Source organism: Enterocloster alcoholdehydrogenati (genome assembly GCF_013282095.1).
Lineage (GTDB): Bacteria > Bacillota > Clostridia > Lachnospirales > Lachnospiraceae > Enterocloster > Enterocloster alcoholdehydrogenati.
This window is the reverse complement of the sequence record NZ_BLTJ01000011.1, coordinates 42,927-65,361: the sequence shown is the minus strand read 5'-3', so window position 1 is coordinate 65,361 and position 22,435 is coordinate 42,927. Positions and strand designations below refer to the sequence as shown.

Genomic DNA, 22,435 nt, shown 5'->3' with positions numbered 1-22,435 from the left:
CTTGCCGATGCTTCGACAAAGGCAGTCAACGGGATTTTTCATCGCAGGGGTGGCCGCCCCCTCCATATTCCAGAAGGGCATAGCCGATACACCGGGCCGTCTCGCCTAAAGTGTTTTTCACGGCTTCTTCCACCACATCATCCGTATCTGGGCACTCCTGTTCGTTGTTAAGGCGTGTCAGATCGTGGTGCAGCTCTTTCATCTGCTCTGGCGTTACCGGCTGGTCAGTTTGGACCAGCACATCGGCAAAATCGCCGCAGCCGTTGACATTCAATTCTCGGATGAGCAACATTCCCATAAACTAACCTCCCTCCTTCAGCGGCCTTCCTGCCAATCGTAAAGCAAAAGGTCATGGCTGGAAGCCCTCGGTGGGAGAACAGCCGCCCGAAAACGATAATTTGTAAATACAAAGCCAGTGGGTTTGTGCGTGTACTGGACGGCAAGAATGTGATACTCTCGGCCCATCCAGTCGGCAGATTCCAGAACCTGTTCGGTTTCATTCCCAAAATCAAGGGCAAAAATCCAGTTATCCTGACAGCTGCTCGGGTCAGAGTAAGGCTCCCCGCCCGGCAGGAACAGAAGCTTTTGTTTCATATCTTCATAACTGTGGACCCCCGGGTGTTTATTCAAGAACGCTTGTGCCAGTTGTTCCCTAAAGGTATAGAAGGGGATGAATGGCTTTTTTCCCTCGAAGTCCCCGTTTCCATCCAGAGCGATCACCTGCCCATCCGAGATGATCTCGATGATAACATCCTTTCGGATGCGGCAATCATTTTGATAATCATCCGGGGTAGAAGTGTACCATGTGCCATCAACCGTATCACGGTTGCAGTAGTAATAGGGCTGGTTTACAGATTGGAACACATCCTTGCAGAAGCCTGTGTCTTCAAACAGAAAAGTGAGCTGGATCGTTTTCATTCGAGTTTCCTCCGTAGTAATAATCATAGATTTTTCTTAGACCGCGCCGTATTTTGGCTTTGGTAGGGCTGCCGGTGGCGATTCTCTGGCCGGAGCCAAACGCTGGCCCGAAAAACCAAATTTCGTAGTGGGTGCAGAGATACCGCCCCTTTGTGTGGGCGATTGAAACCGACCACATATAGGCGTCGCCGGACACCGTAAACTCCTTGGGATAGCAATATTCCCGCATTCCATCCGGCGAGAAATCATCCAGCGCCGCGGCATTCCCGGAACGGGGGTCTGCTTGCGGCTGAACGACCTCCCGGAGCCAGAGAAGAAAAGAAGGCTCCCCGGCGCTCATACCGATTCCTCCGGCTTGCCGGCCCTTTCATAGTAGACCTTGCGAGTGCCGGCGCCGCGAACTTGGAAGATAAAACCGGGCACCATCTCAGCCAGCTTGTCAGCATACATCTTGGCGCGGTCACAATCTGGGATCAGCATAGCATAAACCAGGCCGACTCCAACTTTCCCTTCATGCAAATTTATAGCGCCATAACAGCGGTCTCCAATTTTCTTCCCATAGACGATATAGTTCATCGGTTACCGCCCTTTCTGTTAATACCAGATGAAAGTCTGGCCGCATAATGCCTGAATACGCTCCATGATGGTATCAACTTTCTTTTCAGATAAGGGAATATCCGCATTATTCCAGTGCCGAATCAATTCTTCCAGTGTACGGTCTGGAGCTGATACACAGAAATCACAGCAAAAGTTATAGAGCGGCTGCCCGGTATAGGCTTCAAAGACGCTTTCAGTACCATCAGCAATCCGCTGTCTCTGGTTCCCACTGTAGTTGATACGGCCTAAATAGGCGGTACCATAGCGTTCACGGTAGGCATCAATTATTTTGCGGTTTAAGTCATTGTAAGTATCATCGGCTTCATCAATCCTGAGATACCCTTCACGAGCGAGGGCATACTCCCGCTGCACTTGCAGGTAGTAGGAGAGGGCGTCCATGGGTTTCGGATCATGCGTGGGATGTTTTAGTTTCATCAAAAAATCCTCCTAAAAAACAAGGGACCGGCAAACAGCAAATACGCTGTTTGTCGATCCCTTTGTGATAGTGTCCCTTGCCAAATAGCAAGGCATTTGTCAAATAAGAAAAAGTGTAGAGTTTTATTTCTGTGGAGCAACATTGAAAGTATCAATGATACAATACTGGCAGATCAATCAGAAAAATCTTTTAGGTGCTGAATGATCCATGCTTGCAGCTCGTGTTCTCCCGCACTGCCATTTGCAATAGAGATAAACATATCCGCAAGTTCGCCGGGCTTCAGTTCAAGAACATAGCCGTTCCATTTCAGCAGCAACTGCGTCATCATTGCGCCAATCCGTTTGTTACCATCAAGAAAGGCATGATTGGAGGCCAGTCCAAACCCTATTCTGGCTATTTTCGCAAGGTCCGTTTCAAAAAGATCAAAACCGGCAAAGGTTTGCAACGGAGCATTGACTGCGGCTTCCAGACTATTTCGGTCCCGAATACCGTCCAACCCACCTGAAGCTTTGATGATCCTGCTATGGACGGCGATAACATCTTCAACCGTCACCCAAATCATTCCGCCATCCTCTTATAGTCGTCAGCGAAAGAACTTAAAACCGCATCGGTATCCGCCAACATCTGCTCCCTTGAAATTTCTGCAGATGGTGTGTTAAGAGTTAAGGGAAACGGCATTCCATTATTGCGGACAAAGGCATTTGCAAAAATGTTGAATGCGGTGGATGTGGATATGCCCAGCTGCTCGCAGATGGCGGCCATTTGCGCTTTGACCTGACTATCTATTCTAAATGTCATATTGGTATCCATATAATCGACCTCCTTGCACTACAATTATACTACATATCATGTGCAAATGCAACGAGTAGGATGCTTAATTGAAGAAGGCCACGGGAACCAATCGTCTTTGAGGGAGTGCTGTATCATCTATGCGGCAGCTTCTGCAGGAGGCAGCTCGTTGATGATGGGAGCGGAAAGTAAAATGGCCGTTTCGGTATCTTCCATTAACAGCCACGCACCATCGCGCCAAACACAAGAAGTTGCCTTGTTGTAAATCTCCGGGACCTTATTGGGATCGTCGATGCACTCGCGGGTAACGAGCAGGCACATGTGATCGAGATAGAAATAGTGAAGAGATTTTTCAATTTCCTCTCGTAAGGTATGGGCCAGGGCTGCAATTTCGTCCATATCCTGCCGTTGAAAAGCAGCCTCGGAAATCTTTTTCAGGCACTGTGTTTGCTGAATTGCTGCATCAATGTAGGTTTTGGCCTCGTCAAACAGGCTGCGCCGGATACGAATATCACATAGAGCTACATGGCGGGTGTATTCGGTGGCCGCTTTGCAGATTTGCCCCCGCAGTTCTTCATAAGGTTTTTGGTACTTTGTTTTCAGCACTTCCAGCGATACGACTTCCAGATTTCTCCGAAGGGTATCCAAATGAATTTCAAGTGCCTTGCGTAATTCTTTTTCGTCCATAGTTTTCCTCCATTTCACAATAGAAATTACTTTTGTGGGGATGCCTGCTGATCATCCTGTAAAATATCCTGTGCGGCCTTGGATACTGCATCCCAGTAACACTCCCAATAGGTATCGCAGAGATCCAGGTAGTGGCTGATGCGCCCTTTGATGTCCGCATTGTGCAGCAGTTGTTTTTTCTGATCTTCTGTCAGAGCCAGATACTCCGGCAAAGCTTGAGCTTTATCAAGAAAATCCTCCCGTGCGCACTCATCTTCATAGACTGCCGCCACGGTGCGTATAAATTCAGGAGCCAGCGGCAGAGGCCGTTTTTCAATGGAGAGGTAAAAGTGGTTTTCGCAGTATTCCCCATCCAGATAGCACTCATAGCTTTCTGCGGTTTCTTCCTCTGCAAACTGACTCTTTTCACGCCATTTCTCAACGCAGCCGCTCTCCAGTTCGTTTTTCAGATCGTCATGAAATTGCCGCTGGGCATCCATTAAATTAGTGAACGGAGCCTCATAAGAGCCAAATTCCCCGTCAGTGGCCCAGTGCGAGACGACGACATAAAGCGTACCTTGGGGATACGCCTGCTCGGGAACGGCCAGAGGCGTCAACATTTCAGGCGCCATGATGACCAGTTCCAGCCCTAAATCCTCCACACGCTTTGGCGCACCATAGAGCTCAGAAAAAGTCTGCTCCAGTGCGCGGCGGGCAGCGGAAAGGTACGGCGGGTCAAATTTACAATAGATGTCCGGCGTATCATTTTCAGTTTCCCGGTCATCATCCGTGCGAATTTCAAGGATGCGCCCGAAGAGCCCGCTGTACTCACTCGCTTCATTGGCGAGGACGCGGCTGCCTACTGTGTAGGTGATGTTCTCATGTGAGAATTTCTCACCCGGTTTCTTATAAATCATAGTCCATTCCTCCCTTGATGGGGAAAAAGCAAGTCCCCTTGATTCATCAATAAATGTGCCTTTATTATCCGCGTCGAAAATGACGGCACCGCTCGTAAACATGAAAATGAGCGGTGGAATAAAAGCGATATGCCTGCTGCTTTTTAGGCGGCAGCAGCCAACGGTGGATGGGCCGCTTGGCAGTACCGCAAACTGCAGGCTTTTGGCTTTTGAAGATTTCCATCATCCATATCCTCCTTGATAGACTGTACGCGAAATGGTGATCACCCTTCCTCCATGTCCTCGCTGGCCTCGATGATACCGCGCTTCCGTTTCAGCTCCGCGATTTTTCGCTTCCACTCTTTCTGCGACTGCTCGGCCCGTGCCCGTTCCGCTTGCTGATCTTCCGGGGAGAGTGCAGAAAACTCCCACTCCCGGCGATCTGCGTCAATATCCGCCATGATGCGGCGCACCAGGCGCAGAGCCAGTTCGCTCTTTGTCGGCGGCAGCTGCTCCATGGCAGCCTGCCCCTGCTGAAAAAGAAGCCGGTACCGGTCGTATTGAGCCTCGGTGATGAAACCCCATCCGAAGTCATCCTGGAGTTCCCGCTCGCTGTGGTATTGCATCACTTTCTCAAATTCAGCCTGCCGGACAGCGCCTTCTTTCTCCACCGTCCGGGCATATTTTGCTTCTATGCGGCGCAGATCTTCCAGCACCTTTGTACAGGCTGCCGCCTCCATCAAATAACCATGGTCCCGCAGTTTCAGATACCTACTCATCCAGCACCTCCGTTTGCTCATCATCACAGCTTACCAAAGGGCAGGCGTAACTCTTATCAATGCTGGGCATGGTACAGCCCATATCAGGATCATGACAATCACAATTCAAGCAGGGAACCAGTGGCTCCGGCTGAAGCCGGATTCCCAAAACGATGAATTCACTCCATCTTCCGCAGTGTGGGCAGGGGATTGTCCCGTTGTACGCATGGTCGATCTGCTCTTGTGTAACGGGGGAAATCTTATGGCAGCATTCGTTCCGCACATATACGATATGAGCGGCTCGCCAGACTTCTGGACGGTATCTCTTATTGAAAGGAAGGTAGCCGCCCCATTGCGGATTGTCGAAAACCCGATCAATGTGTAGCTGAAGGGCTTCTTTTCGCAGTTCAGTGGCTGATGCCCCGATATAATTGTGTTCGCTGCACCATTGGATCAGATGCTTTAGCAGATGTGTCTCCCCATCGCGTTCGATGACAGCCTCCGCCAGCCTGCACCAGTCCTTTTCTTCAATCTCTCCAAGATTGGTTTTTACACCGTCCCACGGCAAATGCTTTTTATCCCGGCCGGAGCCCGTGCTGTTACAGCGGAATACGCCATATTGCCAGCGAATATCCTCGTAGGTGATGGAAGAGAAGTCTACTCCACTGGGCAGATGATAGTCCACATATTTCATAATTTTCAATGCCTCATAATTTTCACGACTGGTCAGATCTTGTTTTACACAGTCTGACTGCTATTGTGAATCTCTCCGGTTTGCATGAGGCCAGCAGACGCATTGGTGTCTTGGCAGGGGCTGTCCGATGGAGGAATCTCGCCTCTCAAAACAAAAGGAAGAACTGCGTTCCAGCTGGTCAGGGGAACTGGATTGCCGTCTATTTCCCGCAGAGCCTCATCCATCCAGCACTTTTCGCAGATATATACATGAGCGTATCTGCTCAAACTGTTCAGGAAAAAATACAGCCCGGAGTATAATTCGTTGCGGCCGCACCGCGGGCAGAGAAGCTGCTGTTCCGTCTCCTGCAGAGGGCAAAGACGCTCAAGAAATCTCTTTGCTTCGTCTTCAGAAAGTTTCATATTGTGTCCTCCATTGCATTTCTTAAAATTTTATTGGCACCAACTTGGCCGATGCCGGTATAAGGTCAAGCCTGTTATGCGATGGATCTCTTTGTCGTTGGTGACTTGAATGAATCCTTTTTTGCGGGCCACAACCCTGACCTCCTCATTCATATCAAGACAAAATACTTGTTCCCCGTCCATCTTCCGGAGTTCTTGCGTGGTAAGGGGAACTTCAGCGGCAAATTTGTTTTCAGGCGGTATAAGCCCGGCTACCAGCATTTGTACTGCGGTCTGAAAACCGGACTCAAAAGCCTGCTCGGCCACAATGCTGCTGCACTCACCGGCGGCAAGCTGGTACGCTTCAAAGGCGGCCATGGCTTCCGGGGAATTGCCCATTTTCTGGCGCAGGAGTTCCTCTGCCATTGAAGCATTATGGTTAAGCTGCTTCTGGTGCTCGCTTTGTGTTTTGAACACGCTCGGCTCATAATCTCCATAGTAGAGATCATGAAGAAAATCAGGGTCAGCGACAAAATCGGCTGATAAGGACTGCTTGGGCGCAGACAGACTTTCGGCGATTCGTTCCAGAGCCTTGATAAGATTAGGCAGCTGGGAATTGAAAAATCTGCGGCCATATTCCGTTTCGTGCAAATTCAAAATTCGTCACCTCCATATAGAGAAAAACCGCCAGTGCCTTCGGGCCTGTAGCGGTTTATGTGAGGCCCCAGAACAGGGACCGGCTTCTTGATTGTTCATGAGGACAAACCGCCTGCTCCTTTAGGCGGCAGAGGTATCTGTCCCTGCAAAGTCACAACATACGATTTCGCATATTGGCGCGGTGCAATGCCAGTCATTTTTATAGTAGGCCGTGTCGATCCCTTGGTTAAACTCCAATAAAATCCCAGTCCTTTTTTCAAATGTTCTGGCACGCCCTTCCTGAAGCCAGCGATGGTCTTCCGTTCCGCTATATACGAATGGCGCGCTCATTTGCGGTATTATGAACGCACCTTCCTTTGCAATACGGGAGGCCGCCTCTATTACCATGTATTCAAATTCGCCGCTCATGTAGCTTTTGCGGTAATTGTTTGCAATTCGACCAAACGGCGGATTTGCAATCGCGAAGTCAAATTGGCCCAAGAGGTCAGGCAGAAAGGGATCAAGAACATCCGCGCATATCCATGTGGCCTCTGGCACAACTTTTTTACCAACCTCAACATAGTGCGGATTCAGTTCTACACAGGTAATATCGGCATAGCAGCGGCTACGGTCACTGCATTCCAGCTGTGCCGCATAGCTCAGTACGCCGATTCCAGCACACAGGTCGATAATTCTGATCGTCTTTCCGTATAGGCACGGAATCTGGAGAGTAAAATCGTTGGCAAGTCCAAAAGGAGTAAAAAATGCACCGGACTTGCTATTGATGTGCTCCGCGTCTTCCCGGAAATTTTCAAAGATAAAAAGCTTATCTTCGTGGGAAAGGTGTTCTTTCTGCAGGAGACAAACCGCCTGATCGTGGAGCTGAATTTCTCTTTTGGTCAGCTTACTCATGGGTATCCTCCATTTATGTGGTTTGGTACAGTTTAGACAGTGAAACCTTCCATACTGCAGCGAAGAATGCAGTAGTCGGTCCGAAGGCTTTTCATGTGCCGCAGAATATCTTCTTTGGACTGGTAGCCCTCCAAATTCAACACCTGCCGTTCTGGACACCCCTTCTCGCTGGTCAGGTTGCAGTACCAGTACCCGCTTTTGGTCTGGTAGACCTTCCGATTTCTCTTGTGACCGGGAATCGTGAGCGTCAAATGCAGACCGCCGACGCCATACTCTGCATGAACGAGCATAAAAGTCGCTTTATACAGCTCGCGTTCTTCCTTTTCTACAAAACCGCAGAGGTCAGGCAGCCTGGGGCACCTTCCAGATGTGTGGGGCATATCGCGCCGATTCCGTTGGAATTTTCCCCGGCACCAGCAATCCCGCACCTCGCATTTTTCACAATCCACAGCGCCATGAAGCGGTGGGAAATAGTGTTGCTGCTCCATCACATGGCCTCCTTAAAAACAGTCATTCTGCATTACTTTTTGGCAGGCCAAGTCCAAACCAGCTTTCAGCTGAGGCATGGCCTCCATGTATTGGGGAGTGATACCCAGGGCATCAAGCGTGTCTTGAACATCGCCGGTATAGCCGTATTCGTGGTTGGAAAGTTCAGTCAGGAACATTTCATAAATGAAATTGTCTCCAGCTTTATCAGCGGCAATGGCCTCCTCAAGCTCCTTGCGGTGCCGGGCAAACATTTCATGCAGCTTCGGCGCATCGCTTTTGCGGTAAAATCCACCGGTGCCAGCGATCGCATACACCTGATTCATGTCGGAAGGGCGCAGGCCGAGCCGGCGCATTCCCTCTGCGAACTGCTGTTGATCGAACGCAAAAAACATGGGAAAGGCGTTGACTTCCTCCTGCTGGCGATTCCGCAGCTCCTGATATTGGTTTTTCATATTATGCGGCCTCCTTTTTCCTCTGCTGTACAGATAGCCTGACACGCCATTCTTCTGGACGGGGCTGACTGCGGCAAATCCGTTCTAAAAGGTCTTTATTCGCACAAACAGCATATTGCTTCCACTGAGGCCCTGGCCCTTGACGGGTCAGGTGCTCCAAGGCATACATCATCACAGCACCCTACCTTTCCACCTCGAATTGCCGAAGCTTTTCTAACAGCAGGCGGGTGTTCTGCGCGTATTGCTCAAGGAACGGCTGATCCAAATCGAAGTTATAATATCGGTAAAACAGCACTTGGAAGGTCATCTGTTTGCATAGTTCCGGAGAGATCGAGCGCATCCGCTTACCGATTTCCGTGATAGCGGCATATTCCTGTTTCAAATACTCTTTCTCCACTCTGGGGAAATTGCGATAAAACCAGTCTTTGACGGAAACCTTTCCGCCGTTGAAATGATACTGCTGATTGCGGTCAAAGCAGAGGCAGTATTCAAAATCACGGCCCCGCTCGCCGGGTCCTACAGAAAAGGGATAGAGCCGGCAGGTCCGTGGGCGTGCCTCGTAGATGCTGCACAACCCATCCTTCAGGAAAATACAGGAATCGTCCGGCCCCGTGGTTTTCAGCATGAAGATGGGAAAGCACTCTTGGGTCAGCGGCATAGGCTCGCAGTATCGGGTCAACACATCGTCTATAGTGCAGATGTTGGGATCACAGCCACGCAAATAGTTTGCCAACCGGTAGGCATCCAGGCTCTCCACCATCAAACTATCCTTGATATGACGGCAGCATTGTCCACACCTGCGGCACTGGTAGTCCACACAGTCTTTGGCATGAACGGACACTACTATTGTTTTTTGATCATCCATGACAATCCTCCGAAAAAAGGGCCGTGGCGGGAAATCCGTCACGGCCCAAAACATATAGGACAAGCTCTGTTGTCCCGGTATCTTCTTACAACCGCTTTACGCGCACACGGCCAGACTCACCATCGGGAGCGGGTTGCAGGCCGCCAGCGGAAAAGGGGCCATTGAGAGGCAGTAATTGGAGTTGAGCGTTTCAAAGCGTACCATATCATCTGACTGATCGTGGATGGCTACCACACGGGAGGTATGATAGATCTTACCACCTGCATGAAGAAGTGCGCCCTGTCCAATCACCAGCGGACGCAGAAGTGCTCCGCGCATCACAATAGATTTTTTTGATTTCGTCATATACTTCGACCTCCATTCTGTTTGTGGTAGATAGAGGGTTACTCGCGGCATAACCTCAAAAACACAGTATGGACCTCATCAAGAAGTTCCTGGATGCGTTTCATCGGTATTTTTTCGTGGCTGGAAATCTCCCTGATGCCATAGCCGTAACCCTTCATGCGGACAATTTTCATCTGTTGTTCAGAAACATGGGAAGCCAGATCATGGAGCATCTGCTGCATTTCAAATTCCTGCATGAGACGGTCCTGACCCGGCAGCACCTCTTCCAGCGGAACGCCATCCGAGTATAGGCCCAGATGGATGCTGATGACTTCTGTATTACGCTTGCGGCGCGCCTGTGTACGGAAATAATCGTATAAGCGAAATTTCATTTGTCGAATCGCAATAGTGCTAAAAGAATACTTTTGTGCAGATGCGCTATTACAGTAGTCCTGCACAGCCTTCAAATACGGGAAAATAACCACATCATAGAATTCATTCTCTGGAAGATGGTTGTCATTGAGAAATTTATAGACCAGGCCATGGTGTTCAGCGGCAAAATCCTGCTGCTCCTTTGTCAACGGTACTTCACACAACATAAATTTTCCTCCGTTCTAAATAAAAAAGGGATACCTCCGACTTACGCCGGAGGTGTCCCTTGATGATGTATCATGCGGCATTGCCGCAACAAAAACAGTTACGCCGGCAACTGTTCATAGTCGCCGTTGATCTCGCCGACCACATAGCTTCCATCCGAGGCCGGGGCCGCAGTGGCAGATTCCGGGATCTCATAGTCGCAATCGTTGGCCCGCTGTTCCTCATTGATCAGCGCCCGCTGAATGTTGATAGTTTTGATTTGCCCCTTGAAGACATTGGCATAGGCGCGGATCTGGGCCAGCTCTTCCCCCTGGAAATCACGCAAAAGGCGGAAAGTTGCAACGCTATAATCATTGCTGCCGTTGCTATCTTTCTTGAGGCCGATCTGGACCAGACTGCCATAGGTGGCACGCTGGCGATAGACAAAAGCCCTGTTCAGGAACTCCTTGAACGGCCTGATGCTGGTGGGCGGCAGGGAGACCAGCAGAGGCATATATTCACCACTGCGCAGCAGATAGAGATGCCTCATATTCTTGCACGCCTTGCCGCGGCCGCCATCCTTGGCCGATCCATACGCATTCATGGGGCAGGTAGCACACGCACCTCCCGGTACGCCGATCCCTGTTTTGCCATCTACAGAGGAGCAGAGCGGTTTGGTGTCTTCGTCATACTCGCTGCCTTCCGGCCACAGAGTATAGGCAGAGTGGTTGTAGAGGATGATGCCCTCCAGCGTCCGGGTATAATCCGGATTGTCGGGATCTTCCGTGGGAACTTCAAACTGCAGGGCGCCGCCGGCGGGAATCTTCACCCGCTGGAAGCTCATCATCTGAAGCCCATCCGCATCTTCTGCGATCTCATCGCGGCTGAAGTCGCCCTCCACCATCGCCGGAAGCAAGAATTTGTTCTGCTCGTTTGCGGCCACCATAGAAGTGTTCTGTTCGTACATAGTTCATTCCTCCTGTTAATTTTTTGATGGATGGCAGCCATTTAAGCGGCCATCTGGTTAATTCGGCTCCACTGCCGTGCCGGCATGGAGAGAATGTTGTAGCCGATGCCTTCCAGCGCGGTTGCCCGGTCATAGTCCTTAACATCCTGGCTGTGGCGCGTTACGGCGTTGGACAGACCATATAAGGTCAGATCGTTGCCTTCAATCAACCGCTGCAGCACACCGGAGCTTTCATCGTCCGTGATGTGAAAATCCTTGCTTACGAGCTTCACAATGTCAGGGACAGCGGCAGTATTCATGGGGGCATCCTTGGCTTCCCGCATCATGTTGACCACACGGGTAAAGCGTACCTCGTCTACTACGGCCCGCACCGTGTCCTGGATCTTCATGGCGAAGGCTTTGTCATCGGCCTCCAGCGTCTTTTCCGAATACAGCTGGTAGTTCTCCGAAGCCTCATTGACACGGCCTACATGGTTGCGGCGCGTCTGGGCGTCGTTTACCACCATACCGTTGCTGCACACCAGACGATAGACCAGCGGCTGGATGCTCACCGAGCCCAGGCCTACCTCGCTGTTGCTGATAATAATACCGGACTGCACGATGTCACCGGGTACGACCTCTGCCTCCAAACGGGTGTTGACAACCTTGATGTACATACGGCTGTCGGTGAGCTGGCAGCTCTCAAAGTGCATCCCTTCCATCTCCTGAAGGACTGGAAGGACAATCCCGGCAATATCGAGGTTGTCGATACGCCGGTAGCGGTTGCTGAGAAACGCCCGCGCTGTGCCGTCTATGGTGCGAACCATACGCACAGCCGGCTCCCGCTGGAACCAGGCATTCACATTCTGCGCCAGCAGCTCGGGGTATTCCTCCAGCATCTTGTCATAATAGGCTGCCGGGATCTTGAGGTGCGTTCCGATCTGCCTGTGTGCGATGGCGTTGACCTCCAGCGGCTCCACGGCATAATCACCGGATTGGTCGTAAGCGTTGAGATACAGCCCGCCACCAAAAGGCTCCAACCGGAGACTCCGGGTGTCCAGCATATAATCGGCCTTCAAATCGTTCTGCCGCTGGATTTCCTGTGCCATTTCCACAAGACTGATCCCTGATTTCATGTTATTTCACTCCCTTCTCATGACGATGGCGGTTACCAGGAGACCTGGATGCCCTGCGCTGTTGTTTCAGCAGCCAGACCGTTGCTCTCAAACACTTCCACCAGACGAGGCCAGTAGACCTTTGCCGGAAAGTTGGAAAGATGTTCCTGCGGGACAAGCTCTTCACCCTGCTGGATGCAGATGTCCCCGTTTTCTTTCAGTGTGAGTTTGCTGTGGCCGCGTGAGTTCAGGTCAGCAATCAGCGTCTCCATGACTGTGCGCCCGTTGTTCTCATACCAGATACGCGGGTCGATAGGCTGCTTGTTGGGCGGGATGTCTGCCTGTTCCCCCTGTTCCGTCCCCGCTTTAGACAGCGGTACGATCTTGAGCAGGTCACAGCGAATGGTTGCGTCCTTACCGAAGGTGATGTCCGCATGGTCGAACGCCTCCACATTGTAAAGGCGGATACGCCCTGTGCCGTTGCTGCGAATCAAATCCGCCGGCCTCTTTTCACACCACTCAAAGCAGGCGTTGGGAAAAGATGAACGCAGATAAGTCAAAATCCGGTGGTTGGCATAGCGGAGCAGCAGATCGTCTGGTACAGGTCCTTCAAGCTCCGGCACCGTAAAGGTGTTCTGCGCGATACCCTCGGCATGGAGCTGGCGTTCCCTCTGCTGACGCTGACGGCGGCGCCTGGCCTGCTGCATATAGGGGAGCAGGAGGATCAGCACGACCCAAAGCCCCCAGAGGGTAAATACCCCTATCAGAAGCCACGCTTGCCAGGGTCCGCGTACCAAAGCCATGATGGCGATGACAGCACCGATCAGGATTGTGATGCTGCCGCTCAAAAGTCCTTTGTCGTTACTCATGTTGTTACCGTCCTTCCTTTTAAGTTTTGCTTGAAAACAAAAAAAGGGACCGCACCAAGCTTCAGTTCATTCTGAAAACTTGATACGGTCCCTCTTGCAGTGCCGGATTTTATTCCGGCAGGGATTCGCGGTCGCCGTCCATTACCTCGGAGGGGGCTGGAGCGGTTGCCGCTGCGTCAGAGTCATGCTGCTCATGTTCCGCTTTTGCTCTGGAAGATTGCCCAGGAAGAAAGCCAAAGTCCGTCAGCCATACTTTCAACTTTTTGACTGTGGCCCCGTCCTTTTGCCGTACATCCACCAGTTTCTGCGATCCAGTGAGCCAGATCATGCTTCCCTTTTTGACCTTGAGCCGTGCGAGCCGGGCAGCCTGGTCGCCGCGGGCCCATACTTGATAGAAGTTCGGATGTTCACCTCCGGAGCGTTCCATCAAATCAAAACAAACATACGGCTGCTTTGACTGGCTCTCTTTGGGAGTAAGCTCGTGCATGACTCGGCCAAATACATAGATTTGTGCCATAACACTCCTTTCTTCGCCATCGGCGTTACTATCTATATATAAAAAGTGCCAGCGGATACCAACCCGAAAAGGGCGTGGCAATACCACTGACACTTGATACAGCATACAAACTTAACTGCGTGTGCAATGCAGGGCTTTGGGCCTTGCGGTACAGATGTTTCATCTGTATCCCACATGGGGAACGCACAAAAATCAATTACAGGTTAAGTGTAACACCGTATCTTGTGTTTGTCAAGTGATATAATACTATATATAGATATTTTAGCCCGGCGAGTTACAATATGTGGTTCATGTGGCGGTAGTAATCGTCCAACAGGTAGAATTTCAGTTCCTTGGCCCGGGGTGTACCATAGTTGAAGGTCAGCGCATAGAGATTGCCTGTTCCATCTATACCGAGGGGGCCGAGCCAGCAGTCGGCAGTGTTGCCGTTGAGATACCAGAGCTGAATGTCCTGGTAAGCATCTTCCGAAACAAGCCCTGATGCGGCCAGACGCTGGGCGTCTTCGTCTTCAATCAGGGTGGAGGAAAGAAAACGGCGGTAAAGTTCATCCGGCAGACCGAGAGCCTGTTGGTAGGTCAGCGGATTCGGGTGATTCAGCCACCAGCGGGTGACATCTTCAAAGGTGCGCAGATGTGGTTTAGCTCCAAGCGCCCGAAAGCTGCGGATGAACGATTTCACCTTGTCCGGGGATGGCGCAGAAGGGATTGGGATTTCACGCACTTCGTTGTCTGAAAAGGAAAAGGCAATCCGCTCACCGCATCTGTCCTCCAGCATGAGTGCGGAGCGGGATAATGGAGAGACCAGAAAGTGCTCCATAGCAAAGGTATGATCCAGAAACTGTTGGATTTTGTATTGCTCAATCGTGTGTGGTTTGTACATGGGGGTAGCCCTCCTTTTTAGATTCTACCTATTAAATAGGAAAAATCCCCCGTTTTTCTGCAGCAAATCAAACTTTGTAAAAATAGTGGATAGAGGAGTAAGAAAAAGAGATACGATGCTGTGGTTATGTAGCCTGCACCGTATCCCTTTCCTATTTTGCCGTAGGTTTAGCCGTTCTCCTTAGCCTGTTCCTCTTGGACAGCCGGCTCGCCAAGGGCCTCATATCCCAGGAAGCTGTTGGTGGAGAGAGCCGCGTCCAGATAGTCGTTTCCAACAGTGGGGTGGCTGCTGCTTTGAAAGTAAAAACGATACCGGGCGCCAATCTGGAACTTGGCGGACTTACTTAACAGTAAAGTGCGCTCCGCACCTTGTTCGTCTATTAGTTGGATCTTGCGATACTGCCGCATCATAGGCGAGACAACGCTGGAGCAGACGCCTTCTACGATCTCATACTGGCCCCGGGCGATGGTGCTCCATAAGCTCCTAACCAGTACCAGAGAGGCAAGAAAGATTATGCTGCCCAGTACCAGCAGGATATGGTCTGTGGTAATAATGAAGATGATTAGGCTGAGGGCAATGCTTGCGAGCCCGGCCAAAAAGGTCAACAAAATCTTTCGCCGCAGCACGAACGGGAATTGGTTCCATTGATTCTTCATGTGGTAATCCTCTCAAAAATGATTTGCTGGCGCAGGTAGAGGTTGGCAACGGCCAGCGTTACTGCCTGACTGCTCCGGCTGTTTTTCATTATGCCGGCGATATTATAGCAGGTGGTTTCGTCGTCGCCGTACACGGCCTCCATCAAGAACTGCTCATTGGGAAGATAGGCAACATCCTGCTCTACACACTTGATGATCTCGGCGGTGGACAGCAGAGCTTGCTGGGCCAGCCTCATAACACGGGTCTCATAGTCGGTACGCCGGTCTTTTTGGAATAATTTTAGCGCCTGTTGAATAGGGACTCGGCGGCCTGCCACCAGTTTGACAAATGAGATGCTCCTCATCAGCATTGATCCGCTGGCTGGAATAATGCCGAGAGAACTCAACAAATCATACAGAGCATCGTATTCCGTTTCACCGCAGCCAGATACCAGCAGACCTCGGGTGAGCAGCCGATTTACGCAGGCATCCCAAGAGCGGGAAATACAATCTCCCAGAGAGGACACCAGCTTGTCACACTGGAGGGAAATATCCTCTCGTTTAGAAATTCGCCAGTTTAGGGCGGTCCAAACGACCATTTCCTGCATATCCACCATGTAAGTTTGCCCGCTCAGGCGGATGACCGGGCAGGACCGGCCACAGCCATTCGTTTCCCGGTCCAGACGGCCGATTGCAGTATATAGGGTTTTCTGTTCCATTCATCAGTACCTCCTTCTTTTATATATCCTTTACTGCGGAAAGGCCGCGGTTTTCAACAAATTCAGAGCAGGCTTTTCAGGAACTTGGAGTCTCTGCGCAGTTTTGCGGTGGAACGCGAGATCCATGCCCCCACATGGGAGGGCGGCACCTGATAAAGCTCCGCGATGTCTGTGACCCGCATTCCTTGAAGTTTGAGGGCAAGCGCCTCAATGCCAAGCCGGGTTACACCATCGTAATCTTTTTTACAGGCATCCAGCAATGACAGAGTTTCTATCAGAGATACTTGGGTGTTAAAGGTGTCGGGCCGGGACTCCAGGGCCTCTCCGTCTGCCGCCAGTTCTCCATGTTCTCCAATAATAAGCCTGCTGAATTTTTTCTTCCTGTTGCAGATCGCCCGGCAATAGGACAGAAGCCCGTTTTTAACGACCGTTTTGGCGTAGGTAGAAAACTGGGCCCGTCCGTCATTCTTATAAGTAGACGCGGCTTTACAGAGCCAAAGGCACCCCTCTTGGAACAGGTCTCCATATTCCATACCGCAAATAGTCGGATTAACATGGATGTAGTCACAAATGACCCAATGTACAATAGAAAGATTCCGGGCAACAAGTTCCTGCTGCTGTTCTGTTAAACTGGTCATCGTTTCACCCCCCCTTTAAGCGGCCGAATGCAGATTGCCCAAAGGAGCAGCGGCTTTGTAACAGAGGCGAATTACCTCATCGCACATCCCGTCAGAAAACATGCCAATATGTGCCTGCTGGTCATTTAGTCCCAGTTTGGCCTGGAGCCAGATGTAGACCTCCCATTTTTCCATGTGCCGGCTCTGCTGCAGATGCTCCAGCGCCCGGTGAGCCAGGATTCGTTTGTGCCGGAGATCCCCATTTGCCAGAGTCCCCATAGGCCGGTGTGTCCGGTCATGGGCACTCACATAGGCATCACAAGCCGGCCAGCGATCACAGAGATAGATATATTTGCCCTGGGAACGGCGGTTACAGCCATAGACTGTGCTGGCGGGGCGAAGAGAGGCGTTAGCATGGCAATAAGGGCATTGGATATGTTTTTGCTTCGTCATAAAAATCATCACCTCCAAATGCGTATAGATGACGGCGCAAAGGCGTCTTTCAGTGTGAAAAAACAGTGTTAATTGCAGCCCGGGTCCAGAGAAAGTTGTCTGAGCGCACAGGCGGAAGGCTCCGGTGTGTGCCATTCGATGTACTTGGAAAAGGCGGCGTCAAAGGCGCGCCGGGACAAAATGGCAATGCACTCAGACGAATCTACAGTTTCTCCGGATAGTCTTTGGATGTCCTCGGCAGAAAGCAGCATAACCTGTCCGCACTCATCCACAGCCAGAAGAAAACCGGAACAGGGCGTTGTCCGGCCGCACATGCAGTGGCCGCAATCGCAGCTTACAAAGATAGCGTTGCGCCAGTTGCCGCGAACAGCCCGCAGGAAAGAATAAATTTTGCAGGATGATTTCATCCTCTACCTCCGTTATTCGTTTTTTCAAAAACTAAAAAAGCGGGGACCGGCCGTGGAAACCCACAGACCGATCCCCGCCGGTGATTTTAGCCAAACAGGCCCTCGATCTCGCTGGTGATACGCGGAATCACCGTGTCGTTGAAAATGAGGGTCAGGGCCGCCAGAAGAAGGGCGCCCAGCACTACGGCGATGATGATCTTAACAGCGTCCGAAATGTAAAAATCACCGCGCTGGTTGGAAAGCGCCATACGGGCACGAAGGGCCAGTGCATTCGCCTTGTTCTGGATACGGGTGGTAAAGTTTCTCATGGTAAGACCTCCTGAAATTTTATTGTTTTGATGTTGATGGTTTTATAAAAAGACTGCTCACCGCTCAAGAACGACGAATCGGTTTGAGCATGTCCTTTTTATTGGAAATGGGCCGGCTGGGATAGGCTTTCGGCTTTTGATACAGAAGCCATCGGAAACGGCGCTTTTCTTCCCGTGCGCCACCAGACGGGGAAAATTTTTTCTTAGGCATAAAAGTCTCCTTAAAATAAGGGCCGGCCTGTATATGACAGGCTGGCCCAGAAATAAATGACGGCAGCTGACTACCGCTACAAAAATCCGCTATAGAACAAGCACTTACCTCCTTTACACTGCAAGAGGTAGAAAAATGTGTTTTTTCTGCTTCATACATTCAGAAAAATGTGAAAAAATGAATTGCAAAACAAAGAAAAATGTGGACACCTCGAATGTGCATCATCATTTATCACGAATCTTCCGCTGTATCTTGCAGAGAAAACCATAGAGCTCTTATAGGAAACGGCCCTCACATTCAGATGTGGGGCCGTTCCATTCGCAGTCCGATTATCCAAAGAAAGCGCCCAAGGAGCCCATAACCTCGGTACAGAGGACCACCAGATAGATGATCATGATACAGATGAGCATCATCATGGAGTAACGCTGGATTTTCTTGGGACGCTTGGCAGCTTCCTTTTTCAGATTGTTCTGCTCAATCTGTCGCATATCAAAACAGATCATCTTGAAGTACATCCGCTGGTCATCGCCGCGAAGAACACCGATCAGTCCCCGGATTACATCAGACAGCATGGGGCTGCCGATGCGGGTTTCAAAATGGATGAGGGCGTTTTCATAGTTTCCGGTCTTCATGTCGGCAATCGTCTGGTCCAGCTCCGCGCCGAAGTCTTTTCCCGCCACCCGGCGGTAGGAAGTAAGGATCTTCAGCACATCCCGGTCGTTTTCCAAATTCTGCCCGATGGTAAGGGCAAAGCGCGGGATCTCATTCTCAATGAGCTTGCGCCGCTTTTTCACAAAGTCAAAAACCTTGTAGTAGGTTGAAAACCACAGCGCCACGGCCAGACCAATCAGAACAGGCACCATAAGCGGTATCAGAAACGCCATCAGCAGAGAACTGAGGCCGACTGCCCCGGCTGTGACCCAGGCCCGGGCGGTGTAGACTTCCGGTGTCAGCTCCATGGCGGCAATGTCCAGCGCCCGCTGCAGTTTATTCCGCTTGAGCTTGTCCAACTTCAGGTACGGAGCGATCAGGCCGGCGATTTTGGTGATATAGACATCCAGCAGTTTCTCGGCCTTTACGCCCTGCTGCTTGCGGGCCAGAAGCATCATACGGGAGGTGCGCTTGGTGGGAATGTCCGCAAAGGCACAAGTCAGGTTATAGACGGCAAAGCCGAAACAAATCACTGCTGTGAGAGCTAAAAGCGTCATGCGCTGTCACCTCCATATTCAATGGGCCTGCTCAGTTTCATGATCTGGGTCAGGGCAAACAGGATAATGGCTGCGCAGATTGCCAAAGCGATTTTGCCCGGCGTGGTGAAGAGCAGCGTGTGAAACCAATCTTCATTCAGGAAATAAAGCAGCGGTACATTGGCGATCACAAGGAACATCATCGTGATCGCCTCCCGGCGCGGCCCCTGCATCATAGCCTCCAGCTCCGACTGCACCACACGAACATCAGAAAACTTCTGGGCGATGGTAGGCAGCGTATTTTTCATGGCCCGGTCAGACTGGCACTGAATGAGGATGTTAGCCCACTCATGGAAAACACGGTTTGGAATCTTCATTTTGAGCGAATTGATGGCACTCGTAGTATTTGCGTTGATCAACTCTGCCTCATAGACAAATGCCTCAAAATTGGCCTTCACCGGCTCATTGATGTAGGGCAGGTTTTCCTTGACTGCCCGGATCAGGTCCTCCGTGCGCAGGTAGGAAGTGGTGATGATGGAGATGGCCGTTTCCAGTTCTTCATTCAAATGCTTTTTATAACTGGCTGCGGTGCTGCGCAGATACCAAATAGGAGCGAGTGAAAATCCGATCCCTAAAATCGGGACCATGTACACATTGCCAATCAGCAGCGCCAGGGCACCGCCCACCGCGAATAGGATCAGAGACAGCCGTTTGACTGCTTCATACCGGTCAGCCCGCCCGGTGCCTTTGAGAATCTGCTTCAATTCAAAGTCCTGATTAAAGAAGCCTTTGGCCGGAGTGCCCATCAGAACATTCAGTTCATCGGTCAGAGTGGCCGACTTGCGCTGTGACCGGAAAAGCGCATCAATGAAATCGCCCGGCCGCACACCAAACAGCGTTAGGAGTCCAGCGGCGATGAGGGCGAAGCATATGATGTAAACCCACGGCATCCGTTCAACACCTCCTTGTCGTGCTCAAGAAATTCATCCAGCTCCTTATGGGAAATCCCATTGTCCAGGAGACGCTTCTGCAATGAGCTGGACATCTCGGAAACTTTTTTGTGGCGGCCGACCACAAGAGGCCGTCCATCTGCATCAACAGTATTGTCCAGCACATTGTAAGAGTAGAGGGTGCGGTAAATCAGCCGTTCCCCCTCGCAGCCTTCTCCTTCGATGATCTCCATGATTTTACGGCTCCGGTCTTCCAACTGCTTTGTGAACACGATGATTGGATAGGCTTCGACCATGATCTGCATCAAAACATCATCGCCCATCATATACTTTCGCTTTGCCAGCGTCATCATGCGCCGGTAAGTGGAGGCGCAACTGTTAGAGTGGATTGTGGTGCAGACGGTATGGCCGGTACGGGAGCTTTCAGCAGCGGACAGGCTTTCTGCCGCAGACCGCATTTCACCGACGCCGATCACATCCGGGTGCTTGCGAAGGACCCGCTCCAGCAGGAAGTCCTGGTTGATGTTCAAGGATGGATTTTCACTGGGCCGGGTGAGCAGATGGACTACGGAATTCAGAATGTTTCCATTTTCGTCCCGCTTGACCAGATCAAATTCGCGGCTGCCTTCCTCAATCGTGATGAGGCGGCGGTTGTCAGGGACCTGGGACAACAGCCATGCCATGATGGTAGTTTTGCCGGAGCCGGTGGCCCCGGCAATGCAGACGGATACGCCATAGCGGATGCAGGCGGTCAGAAAATGGAGCATTTCCGCGGTTGCGCTGCCGGAGTCCAGCAGCTTCTGTGCGGAAACCGTTTGCTGATTCACGATACGGATGGAGGCGTTGATCCCCACCTCCGGGTCAACAATCGGTGTCTTATCCACAGAGATACGCACATTCTTATCCAGAAAACCGATCACGCTGGGCATGGTATCATCTATGACCATGCCGCAGGCGTTGAGCATACGCCGGACCACATCAATGGCGTGCTGTGGGGAGGAAAACTTGTCCGGGATCTTAACGCTGCGTCCGCCGGCTTCAATTACCTCAATGTCGTTGTAAGCATTGATGTTGACCTCCTCAATACCAGGCTTGTAGATCCACTTTTTCAGGAAGGAGTACCCGGCCATGTCCTCATAGAGCTTCTCGCACAGCTCCTCCGTGGTCAGCCCCTCGATGGCGTATTTTCGCTTGACGATGTACTGCACCATCAGTTCTTTCAAAAGGGAGGAGGCGCGGTCGGTATTTCCATCGCCGGCCTCTGCAATCGTGGCGGCGTGGTTTTCCGCAAAGTACCGCTGTACATCTTCCAGAATCTGTTCGTAGGTAAGTTCCTGATTTGCCGAAGGTGCGAAGAAAATGTCATTGAGATTATTCATCGGCAGTTTCCTCCTCAAAATGCTCGGTTTCGCTTACATCATCCTCTGCGGCATCGTCAGCCAGTTCCATCTGTTCCAGCGCATCCAAAACCTTGTTGAGTGAAGCTGTGTATTTGGGGTTGCAGTATTTGATGGCCTGGAACATCCCTCCTTCGGTGGCGCAACGGTCAATCTCCTTGCCATAAGGCAGAAGACCGTCCCAGCCGCCGATGATATGGCCCATCTCATCCAGCGCATGGAAGGGGCGGGCCATACCGGCAAAGGTCATATGCTGATCGTAATGGAAGCGTCCGTCTCCCAACAGGGGTTGGTGGGCCTTTAAGTAATTAACACCTTTGAGGTCAGGCGTCAGGATGCGAATGACCAGATCCCCTGACTCAATGGCGGCAGGCGTGAACACATTCGTCATATTGGAGCTACAGTCCAGAATGACGAAATCCACAAGCCTTGCGGCGGCATTGACCAGCTGGAGTACCATGGCGTACTTGACTTCCGGGTAACTCAACGGATTTTCACCGGCAGCATAGCCCATCACGCCAATGAAGGGATAACTTTTGAGCACGGTAACATGCCCTGCCACCAAAGAGGTATCGATTTCCACGCTGCTCAGTACCTGCCCTACGGAGGCATTGGTCTGAATGATCTGCTCCGGCAGCCAGACAGGGAGCATGGGGACACTGATTTCCGCATTGATGATGATCGCTTTCCGCTTGTCGCGGGTCAGGGCTTTTGCCAGAATGCAGGAAAACATACTTTTTCCGCTCCCTGGGCTGCCCCAGACGGTAATAACTTTTCCCATAGTCGAAGGCTCCTTTCAAAAGAGGTGGGATACCCCTTGACTTTTTCATTGTCAG

The 22,435-nt window shown here is 51.3% G+C and carries 36 protein-coding genes; all 36 read right to left on the bottom strand.

Translation table 11 applies throughout. From position 1 onward, the window contains the following. Positions 1-25: 25 nt before the first annotated feature. The 36 genes from HW447_RS13065 to HW447_RS12890 all read right to left on the bottom strand — a co-directional run bounded on the left by HW447_RS13065 (position 26) and on the right by HW447_RS12890 (position 22,380). Entirely contained in the window at positions 26-298 is a 273-nt protein-coding gene (locus HW447_RS13065; protein ID WP_024729843.1) for a hypothetical protein, read from the bottom strand. A gap of 17 nt (positions 299-315) precedes the next feature. Continuing rightward, complete coding sequence (locus tag HW447_RS13060; RefSeq protein ID WP_024729844.1) at positions 316-918, bottom strand: hypothetical protein; 603 nt, start codon at positions 916-918, stop codon at positions 316-318. Further along, entirely contained in the window at positions 887-1,258 is a 372-nt protein-coding gene (locus HW447_RS13055) for a hypothetical protein (RefSeq protein ID WP_024729845.1), read from the bottom strand. The genes HW447_RS13060 and HW447_RS13055 overlap by 32 nt, the downstream gene beginning before the upstream one ends. Next, positions 1,255-1,494: a hypothetical protein gene (locus HW447_RS13050; RefSeq protein WP_024729846.1), complete on the bottom strand. Its 240-nt coding sequence runs from the start codon at positions 1,492-1,494 to the stop codon at positions 1,255-1,257. The genes HW447_RS13055 and HW447_RS13050 overlap by 4 nt, the downstream gene beginning before the upstream one ends. Before the next feature lie 18 nt (positions 1,495-1,512). Further along, positions 1,513-1,950 carry a hypothetical protein gene (locus HW447_RS13045; protein WP_024729847.1) on the bottom strand — a complete coding sequence of 146 codons (438 nt, stop codon included), beginning with the start codon at positions 1,948-1,950 and terminating at the stop codon, positions 1,513-1,515. A 173-nt stretch (positions 1,951-2,123) separates the two neighbouring features. Beyond that, a complete protein-coding gene (locus HW447_RS13040) occupies positions 2,124-2,513 on the bottom strand; it encodes a type II toxin-antitoxin system death-on-curing family toxin (protein ID WP_009258020.1) in 390 nt (129 codons plus the stop codon). Then, positions 2,510-2,761: a type II toxin-antitoxin system RelB/DinJ family antitoxin gene (locus tag HW447_RS13035; RefSeq protein WP_009258021.1), complete on the bottom strand. Its 252-nt coding sequence runs from the start codon at positions 2,759-2,761 to the stop codon at positions 2,510-2,512. Before HW447_RS13035 ends, HW447_RS13040 begins: the two co-directional genes overlap by 4 nt. A gap of 117 nt (positions 2,762-2,878) precedes the next feature. Continuing rightward, a complete protein-coding gene (locus tag HW447_RS13030; RefSeq protein ID WP_009258022.1) occupies positions 2,879-3,427 on the bottom strand; it encodes a hypothetical protein in 549 nt (182 codons plus the stop codon). Positions 3,428-3,453: 26 nt separating this feature from the next. After that, a complete protein-coding gene (locus HW447_RS13025; protein WP_024729848.1) occupies positions 3,454-4,323 on the bottom strand; it encodes a hypothetical protein in 870 nt (289 codons plus the stop codon). Positions 4,324-4,387: 64 nt separating this feature from the next. Then, positions 4,388-4,549 carry a hypothetical protein gene (locus HW447_RS13020; protein ID WP_155859878.1) on the bottom strand — a complete coding sequence of 54 codons (162 nt, stop codon included), beginning with the start codon at positions 4,547-4,549 and terminating at the stop codon, positions 4,388-4,390. 37 nt (positions 4,550-4,586) lie between these two features. Continuing rightward, positions 4,587-5,081, bottom strand: coding sequence for an adenylosuccinate lyase (locus HW447_RS13015; RefSeq protein ID WP_024729849.1), 495 nt, complete (start codon positions 5,079-5,081; stop codon positions 4,587-4,589). Next, positions 5,074-5,754: a hypothetical protein gene (locus HW447_RS13010; protein ID WP_024729850.1), complete on the bottom strand. Its 681-nt coding sequence runs from the start codon at positions 5,752-5,754 to the stop codon at positions 5,074-5,076. The genes HW447_RS13015 and HW447_RS13010 overlap by 8 nt, the downstream gene beginning before the upstream one ends. 44 nt (positions 5,755-5,798) lie before the next feature. Continuing rightward, positions 5,799-6,155 carry a hypothetical protein gene (locus HW447_RS13005; RefSeq protein WP_024729851.1) on the bottom strand — a complete coding sequence of 119 codons (357 nt, stop codon included), beginning with the start codon at positions 6,153-6,155 and terminating at the stop codon, positions 5,799-5,801. A gap of 30 nt (positions 6,156-6,185) precedes the next feature. After that, positions 6,186-6,791, bottom strand: a complete 606-nt coding sequence (locus tag HW447_RS13000) for a DUF6809 family protein (RefSeq protein ID WP_024729852.1) — start codon at positions 6,789-6,791, stop codon at positions 6,186-6,188. A 120-nt stretch (positions 6,792-6,911) separates the two neighbouring features. Then, complete coding sequence (locus HW447_RS12995) at positions 6,912-7,682, bottom strand: methyltransferase (RefSeq protein WP_009258028.1); 771 nt, start codon at positions 7,680-7,682, stop codon at positions 6,912-6,914. Between the two features lie 32 nt (positions 7,683-7,714). Continuing rightward, entirely contained in the window at positions 7,715-8,170 is a 456-nt protein-coding gene (locus HW447_RS12990) for a hypothetical protein (protein WP_024729853.1), read from the bottom strand. Positions 8,171-8,182: 12 nt separating this feature from the next. After that, entirely contained in the window at positions 8,183-8,623 is a 441-nt protein-coding gene (locus HW447_RS12985) for a DUF7659 family protein (RefSeq protein ID WP_024729854.1), read from the bottom strand. A 181-nt stretch (positions 8,624-8,804) separates the two neighbouring features. Then, positions 8,805-9,488 (bottom strand): YkgJ family cysteine cluster protein, encoded by a 684-nt coding sequence (locus tag HW447_RS12980; protein ID WP_024729855.1) that lies wholly within the window; start codon positions 9,486-9,488, stop codon positions 8,805-8,807. Positions 9,489-9,584: 96 nt separating this feature from the next. After that, the gene (locus tag HW447_RS12975; RefSeq protein WP_024738449.1) at positions 9,585-9,833 is read right to left on the bottom strand and encodes a hypothetical protein; all 249 of its coding nucleotides are present in this window, start codon (positions 9,831-9,833) and stop codon (positions 9,585-9,587) included. Positions 9,834-9,871: 38 nt separating this feature from the next. Next, on the bottom strand, positions 9,872-10,411 hold the full coding sequence (locus tag HW447_RS12970; protein ID WP_024729857.1) for a sigma-70 RNA polymerase sigma factor region 4 domain-containing protein: 540 nt from the start codon (positions 10,409-10,411) through the stop codon (positions 9,872-9,874). A gap of 98 nt (positions 10,412-10,509) precedes the next feature. Next, entirely contained in the window at positions 10,510-11,355 is an 846-nt protein-coding gene (locus tag HW447_RS12965; protein WP_024729858.1) for a hypothetical protein, read from the bottom strand. 41 nt (positions 11,356-11,396) lie between these two features. Then, positions 11,397-12,470 (bottom strand): DUF932 domain-containing protein, encoded by a 1,074-nt coding sequence (locus HW447_RS12960; RefSeq protein WP_024729859.1) that lies wholly within the window; start codon positions 12,468-12,470, stop codon positions 11,397-11,399. A gap of 32 nt (positions 12,471-12,502) precedes the next feature. Further along, a complete protein-coding gene (locus tag HW447_RS12955) occupies positions 12,503-13,318 on the bottom strand; it encodes a hypothetical protein (RefSeq protein WP_024729860.1) in 816 nt (271 codons plus the stop codon). A gap of 109 nt (positions 13,319-13,427) precedes the next feature. Next, entirely contained in the window at positions 13,428-13,835 is a 408-nt protein-coding gene (locus tag HW447_RS12950) for a single-stranded DNA-binding protein (protein ID WP_024729861.1), read from the bottom strand. A gap of 274 nt (positions 13,836-14,109) precedes the next feature. Further along, positions 14,110-14,715: a hypothetical protein gene (locus HW447_RS12945; RefSeq protein ID WP_009258038.1), complete on the bottom strand. Its 606-nt coding sequence runs from the start codon at positions 14,713-14,715 to the stop codon at positions 14,110-14,112. 167 nt (positions 14,716-14,882) lie between these two features. Beyond that, positions 14,883-15,323 (bottom strand): hypothetical protein, encoded by a 441-nt coding sequence (locus tag HW447_RS12940; RefSeq protein WP_330589212.1) that lies wholly within the window; start codon positions 15,321-15,323, stop codon positions 14,883-14,885. 44 nt (positions 15,324-15,367) lie between these two features. Continuing rightward, positions 15,368-16,069, bottom strand: coding sequence for a hypothetical protein (locus tag HW447_RS12935; RefSeq protein WP_024729863.1), 702 nt, complete (start codon positions 16,067-16,069; stop codon positions 15,368-15,370). Between the two features lie 62 nt (positions 16,070-16,131). After that, entirely contained in the window at positions 16,132-16,707 is a 576-nt protein-coding gene (locus HW447_RS12930; protein WP_024729864.1) for a sigma-70 family RNA polymerase sigma factor, read from the bottom strand. Between the two features lie 15 nt (positions 16,708-16,722). Then, positions 16,723-17,139 carry a zinc-finger-containing protein gene (locus HW447_RS12925; protein ID WP_009258042.1) on the bottom strand — a complete coding sequence of 139 codons (417 nt, stop codon included), beginning with the start codon at positions 17,137-17,139 and terminating at the stop codon, positions 16,723-16,725. A gap of 68 nt (positions 17,140-17,207) precedes the next feature. Continuing rightward, positions 17,208-17,546 carry a hypothetical protein gene (locus HW447_RS12920; protein WP_024729865.1) on the bottom strand — a complete coding sequence of 113 codons (339 nt, stop codon included), beginning with the start codon at positions 17,544-17,546 and terminating at the stop codon, positions 17,208-17,210. Between the two features lie 86 nt (positions 17,547-17,632). Continuing rightward, on the bottom strand, positions 17,633-17,854 hold the full coding sequence (locus HW447_RS12915; RefSeq protein WP_009258044.1) for a DUF6133 family protein: 222 nt from the start codon (positions 17,852-17,854) through the stop codon (positions 17,633-17,635). A gap of 64 nt (positions 17,855-17,918) precedes the next feature. Beyond that, positions 17,919-18,065 carry a hypothetical protein gene (locus HW447_RS12910; protein ID WP_169897207.1) on the bottom strand — a complete coding sequence of 49 codons (147 nt, stop codon included), beginning with the start codon at positions 18,063-18,065 and terminating at the stop codon, positions 17,919-17,921. Positions 18,066-18,394: 329 nt separating this feature from the next. Next, positions 18,395-19,273 carry a hypothetical protein gene (locus HW447_RS12905; RefSeq protein ID WP_024729866.1) on the bottom strand — a complete coding sequence of 293 codons (879 nt, stop codon included), beginning with the start codon at positions 19,271-19,273 and terminating at the stop codon, positions 18,395-18,397. Beyond that, positions 19,270-20,202, bottom strand: coding sequence for a type II secretion system F family protein (locus tag HW447_RS12900; RefSeq protein ID WP_024729867.1), 933 nt, complete (start codon positions 20,200-20,202; stop codon positions 19,270-19,272). Before HW447_RS12900 ends, HW447_RS12905 begins: the two co-directional genes overlap by 4 nt. Continuing rightward, positions 20,151-21,581: an ATPase, T2SS/T4P/T4SS family gene (locus HW447_RS12895; protein WP_024729868.1), complete on the bottom strand. Its 1,431-nt coding sequence runs from the start codon at positions 21,579-21,581 to the stop codon at positions 20,151-20,153. Before HW447_RS12895 ends, HW447_RS12900 begins: the two co-directional genes overlap by 52 nt. Continuing rightward, positions 21,574-22,380: a hypothetical protein gene (locus tag HW447_RS12890; protein WP_024729869.1), complete on the bottom strand. Its 807-nt coding sequence runs from the start codon at positions 22,378-22,380 to the stop codon at positions 21,574-21,576. Before HW447_RS12890 ends, HW447_RS12895 begins: the two co-directional genes overlap by 8 nt. Positions 22,381-22,435: the final 55 nt, after the last annotated feature.

What these genes read in the sequence shown, in the direction of transcription:
- HW447_RS12970 (WP_024729857.1), bottom strand. Translation starts at nt 10,411, where the DNA reads ATGTTGTGTGAAGTACCGTTGACAAAGGAGCAGCAGGATTTTGCCGCT.
- HW447_RS13010 (WP_024729850.1), bottom strand. Translation starts at nt 5,754, where the DNA reads ATGAAATATGTGGACTATCATCTGCCCAGTGGAGTAGACTTCTCTTCC.
- HW447_RS13020 (WP_155859878.1), bottom strand. Translation starts at nt 4,549, where the DNA reads ATGATGGAAATCTTCAAAAGCCAAAAGCCTGCAGTTTGCGGTACTGCC.
- HW447_RS12965 (WP_024729858.1), bottom strand. Translation starts at nt 11,355, where the DNA reads ATGTACGAACAGAACACTTCTATGGTGGCCGCAAACGAGCAGAACAAA.
- HW447_RS12915 (WP_009258044.1), bottom strand. Translation starts at nt 17,854, where the DNA reads ATGAGAAACTTTACCACCCGTATCCAGAACAAGGCGAATGCACTGGCC.
- HW447_RS13050 (WP_024729846.1), bottom strand. Translation starts at nt 1,494, where the DNA reads ATGAACTATATCGTCTATGGGAAGAAAATTGGAGACCGCTGTTATGGC.
- HW447_RS12935 (WP_024729863.1), bottom strand. Translation starts at nt 16,069, where the DNA reads ATGGAACAGAAAACCCTATATACTGCAATCGGCCGTCTGGACCGGGAA.
- HW447_RS12895 (WP_024729868.1), bottom strand. Translation starts at nt 21,581, where the DNA reads ATGAATAATCTCAATGACATTTTCTTCGCACCTTCGGCAAATCAGGAA.
- HW447_RS12925 (WP_009258042.1), bottom strand. Translation starts at nt 17,139, where the DNA reads ATGACGAAGCAAAAACATATCCAATGCCCTTATTGCCATGCTAACGCC.
- HW447_RS13015 (WP_024729849.1), bottom strand. Translation starts at nt 5,081, where the DNA reads ATGAGTAGGTATCTGAAACTGCGGGACCATGGTTATTTGATGGAGGCG.
- HW447_RS12900 (WP_024729867.1), bottom strand. Translation starts at nt 20,202, where the DNA reads ATGCCGTGGGTTTACATCATATGCTTCGCCCTCATCGCCGCTGGACTC.
- HW447_RS12930 (WP_024729864.1), bottom strand. Translation starts at nt 16,707, where the DNA reads ATGACCAGTTTAACAGAACAGCAGCAGGAACTTGTTGCCCGGAATCTT.
- HW447_RS13045 (WP_024729847.1), bottom strand. Translation starts at nt 1,950, where the DNA reads ATGAAACTAAAACATCCCACGCATGATCCGAAACCCATGGACGCCCTC.
- HW447_RS13025 (WP_024729848.1), bottom strand. Translation starts at nt 4,323, where the DNA reads ATGATTTATAAGAAACCGGGTGAGAAATTCTCACATGAGAACATCACC.
- HW447_RS12985 (WP_024729854.1), bottom strand. Translation starts at nt 8,623, where the DNA reads ATGAAAAACCAATATCAGGAGCTGCGGAATCGCCAGCAGGAGGAAGTC.
- HW447_RS13055 (WP_024729845.1), bottom strand. Translation starts at nt 1,258, where the DNA reads ATGAGCGCCGGGGAGCCTTCTTTTCTTCTCTGGCTCCGGGAGGTCGTT.
- HW447_RS12980 (WP_024729855.1), bottom strand. Translation starts at nt 9,488, where the DNA reads ATGGATGATCAAAAAACAATAGTAGTGTCCGTTCATGCCAAAGACTGT.
- HW447_RS12955 (WP_024729860.1), bottom strand. Translation starts at nt 13,318, where the DNA reads ATGAGTAACGACAAAGGACTTTTGAGCGGCAGCATCACAATCCTGATC.
- HW447_RS13065 (WP_024729843.1), bottom strand. Translation starts at nt 298, where the DNA reads ATGGGAATGTTGCTCATCCGAGAATTGAATGTCAACGGCTGCGGCGAT.
- HW447_RS12950 (WP_024729861.1), bottom strand. Translation starts at nt 13,835, where the DNA reads ATGGCACAAATCTATGTATTTGGCCGAGTCATGCACGAGCTTACTCCC.
- HW447_RS12960 (WP_024729859.1), bottom strand. Translation starts at nt 12,470, where the DNA reads ATGAAATCAGGGATCAGTCTTGTGGAAATGGCACAGGAAATCCAGCGG.
- HW447_RS13035 (WP_009258021.1), bottom strand. Translation starts at nt 2,761, where the DNA reads ATGGATACCAATATGACATTTAGAATAGATAGTCAGGTCAAAGCGCAA.
- HW447_RS12890 (WP_024729869.1), bottom strand. Translation starts at nt 22,380, where the DNA reads ATGGGAAAAGTTATTACCGTCTGGGGCAGCCCAGGGAGCGGAAAAAGT.
- HW447_RS13060 (WP_024729844.1), bottom strand. Translation starts at nt 918, where the DNA reads ATGAAAACGATCCAGCTCACTTTTCTGTTTGAAGACACAGGCTTCTGC.
- HW447_RS13040 (WP_009258020.1), bottom strand. Translation starts at nt 2,513, where the DNA reads ATGATTTGGGTGACGGTTGAAGATGTTATCGCCGTCCATAGCAGGATC.
- HW447_RS12920 (WP_024729865.1), bottom strand. Translation starts at nt 17,546, where the DNA reads ATGAAATCATCCTGCAAAATTTATTCTTTCCTGCGGGCTGTTCGCGGC.
- HW447_RS12975 (WP_024738449.1), bottom strand. Translation starts at nt 9,833, where the DNA reads ATGACGAAATCAAAAAAATCTATTGTGATGCGCGGAGCACTTCTGCGT.
- HW447_RS12905 (WP_024729866.1), bottom strand. Translation starts at nt 19,273, where the DNA reads ATGACGCTTTTAGCTCTCACAGCAGTGATTTGTTTCGGCTTTGCCGTC.
- HW447_RS12995 (WP_009258028.1), bottom strand. Translation starts at nt 7,682, where the DNA reads ATGAGTAAGCTGACCAAAAGAGAAATTCAGCTCCACGATCAGGCGGTT.
- HW447_RS12990 (WP_024729853.1), bottom strand. Translation starts at nt 8,170, where the DNA reads ATGGAGCAGCAACACTATTTCCCACCGCTTCATGGCGCTGTGGATTGT.
- HW447_RS13005 (WP_024729851.1), bottom strand. Translation starts at nt 6,155, where the DNA reads ATGAAACTTTCTGAAGACGAAGCAAAGAGATTTCTTGAGCGTCTTTGC.
- HW447_RS12910 (WP_169897207.1), bottom strand. Translation starts at nt 18,065, where the DNA reads ATGCCTAAGAAAAAATTTTCCCCGTCTGGTGGCGCACGGGAAGAAAAG.
- HW447_RS13030 (WP_009258022.1), bottom strand. Translation starts at nt 3,427, where the DNA reads ATGGACGAAAAAGAATTACGCAAGGCACTTGAAATTCATTTGGATACC.
- HW447_RS12945 (WP_009258038.1), bottom strand. Translation starts at nt 14,715, where the DNA reads ATGTACAAACCACACACGATTGAGCAATACAAAATCCAACAGTTTCTG.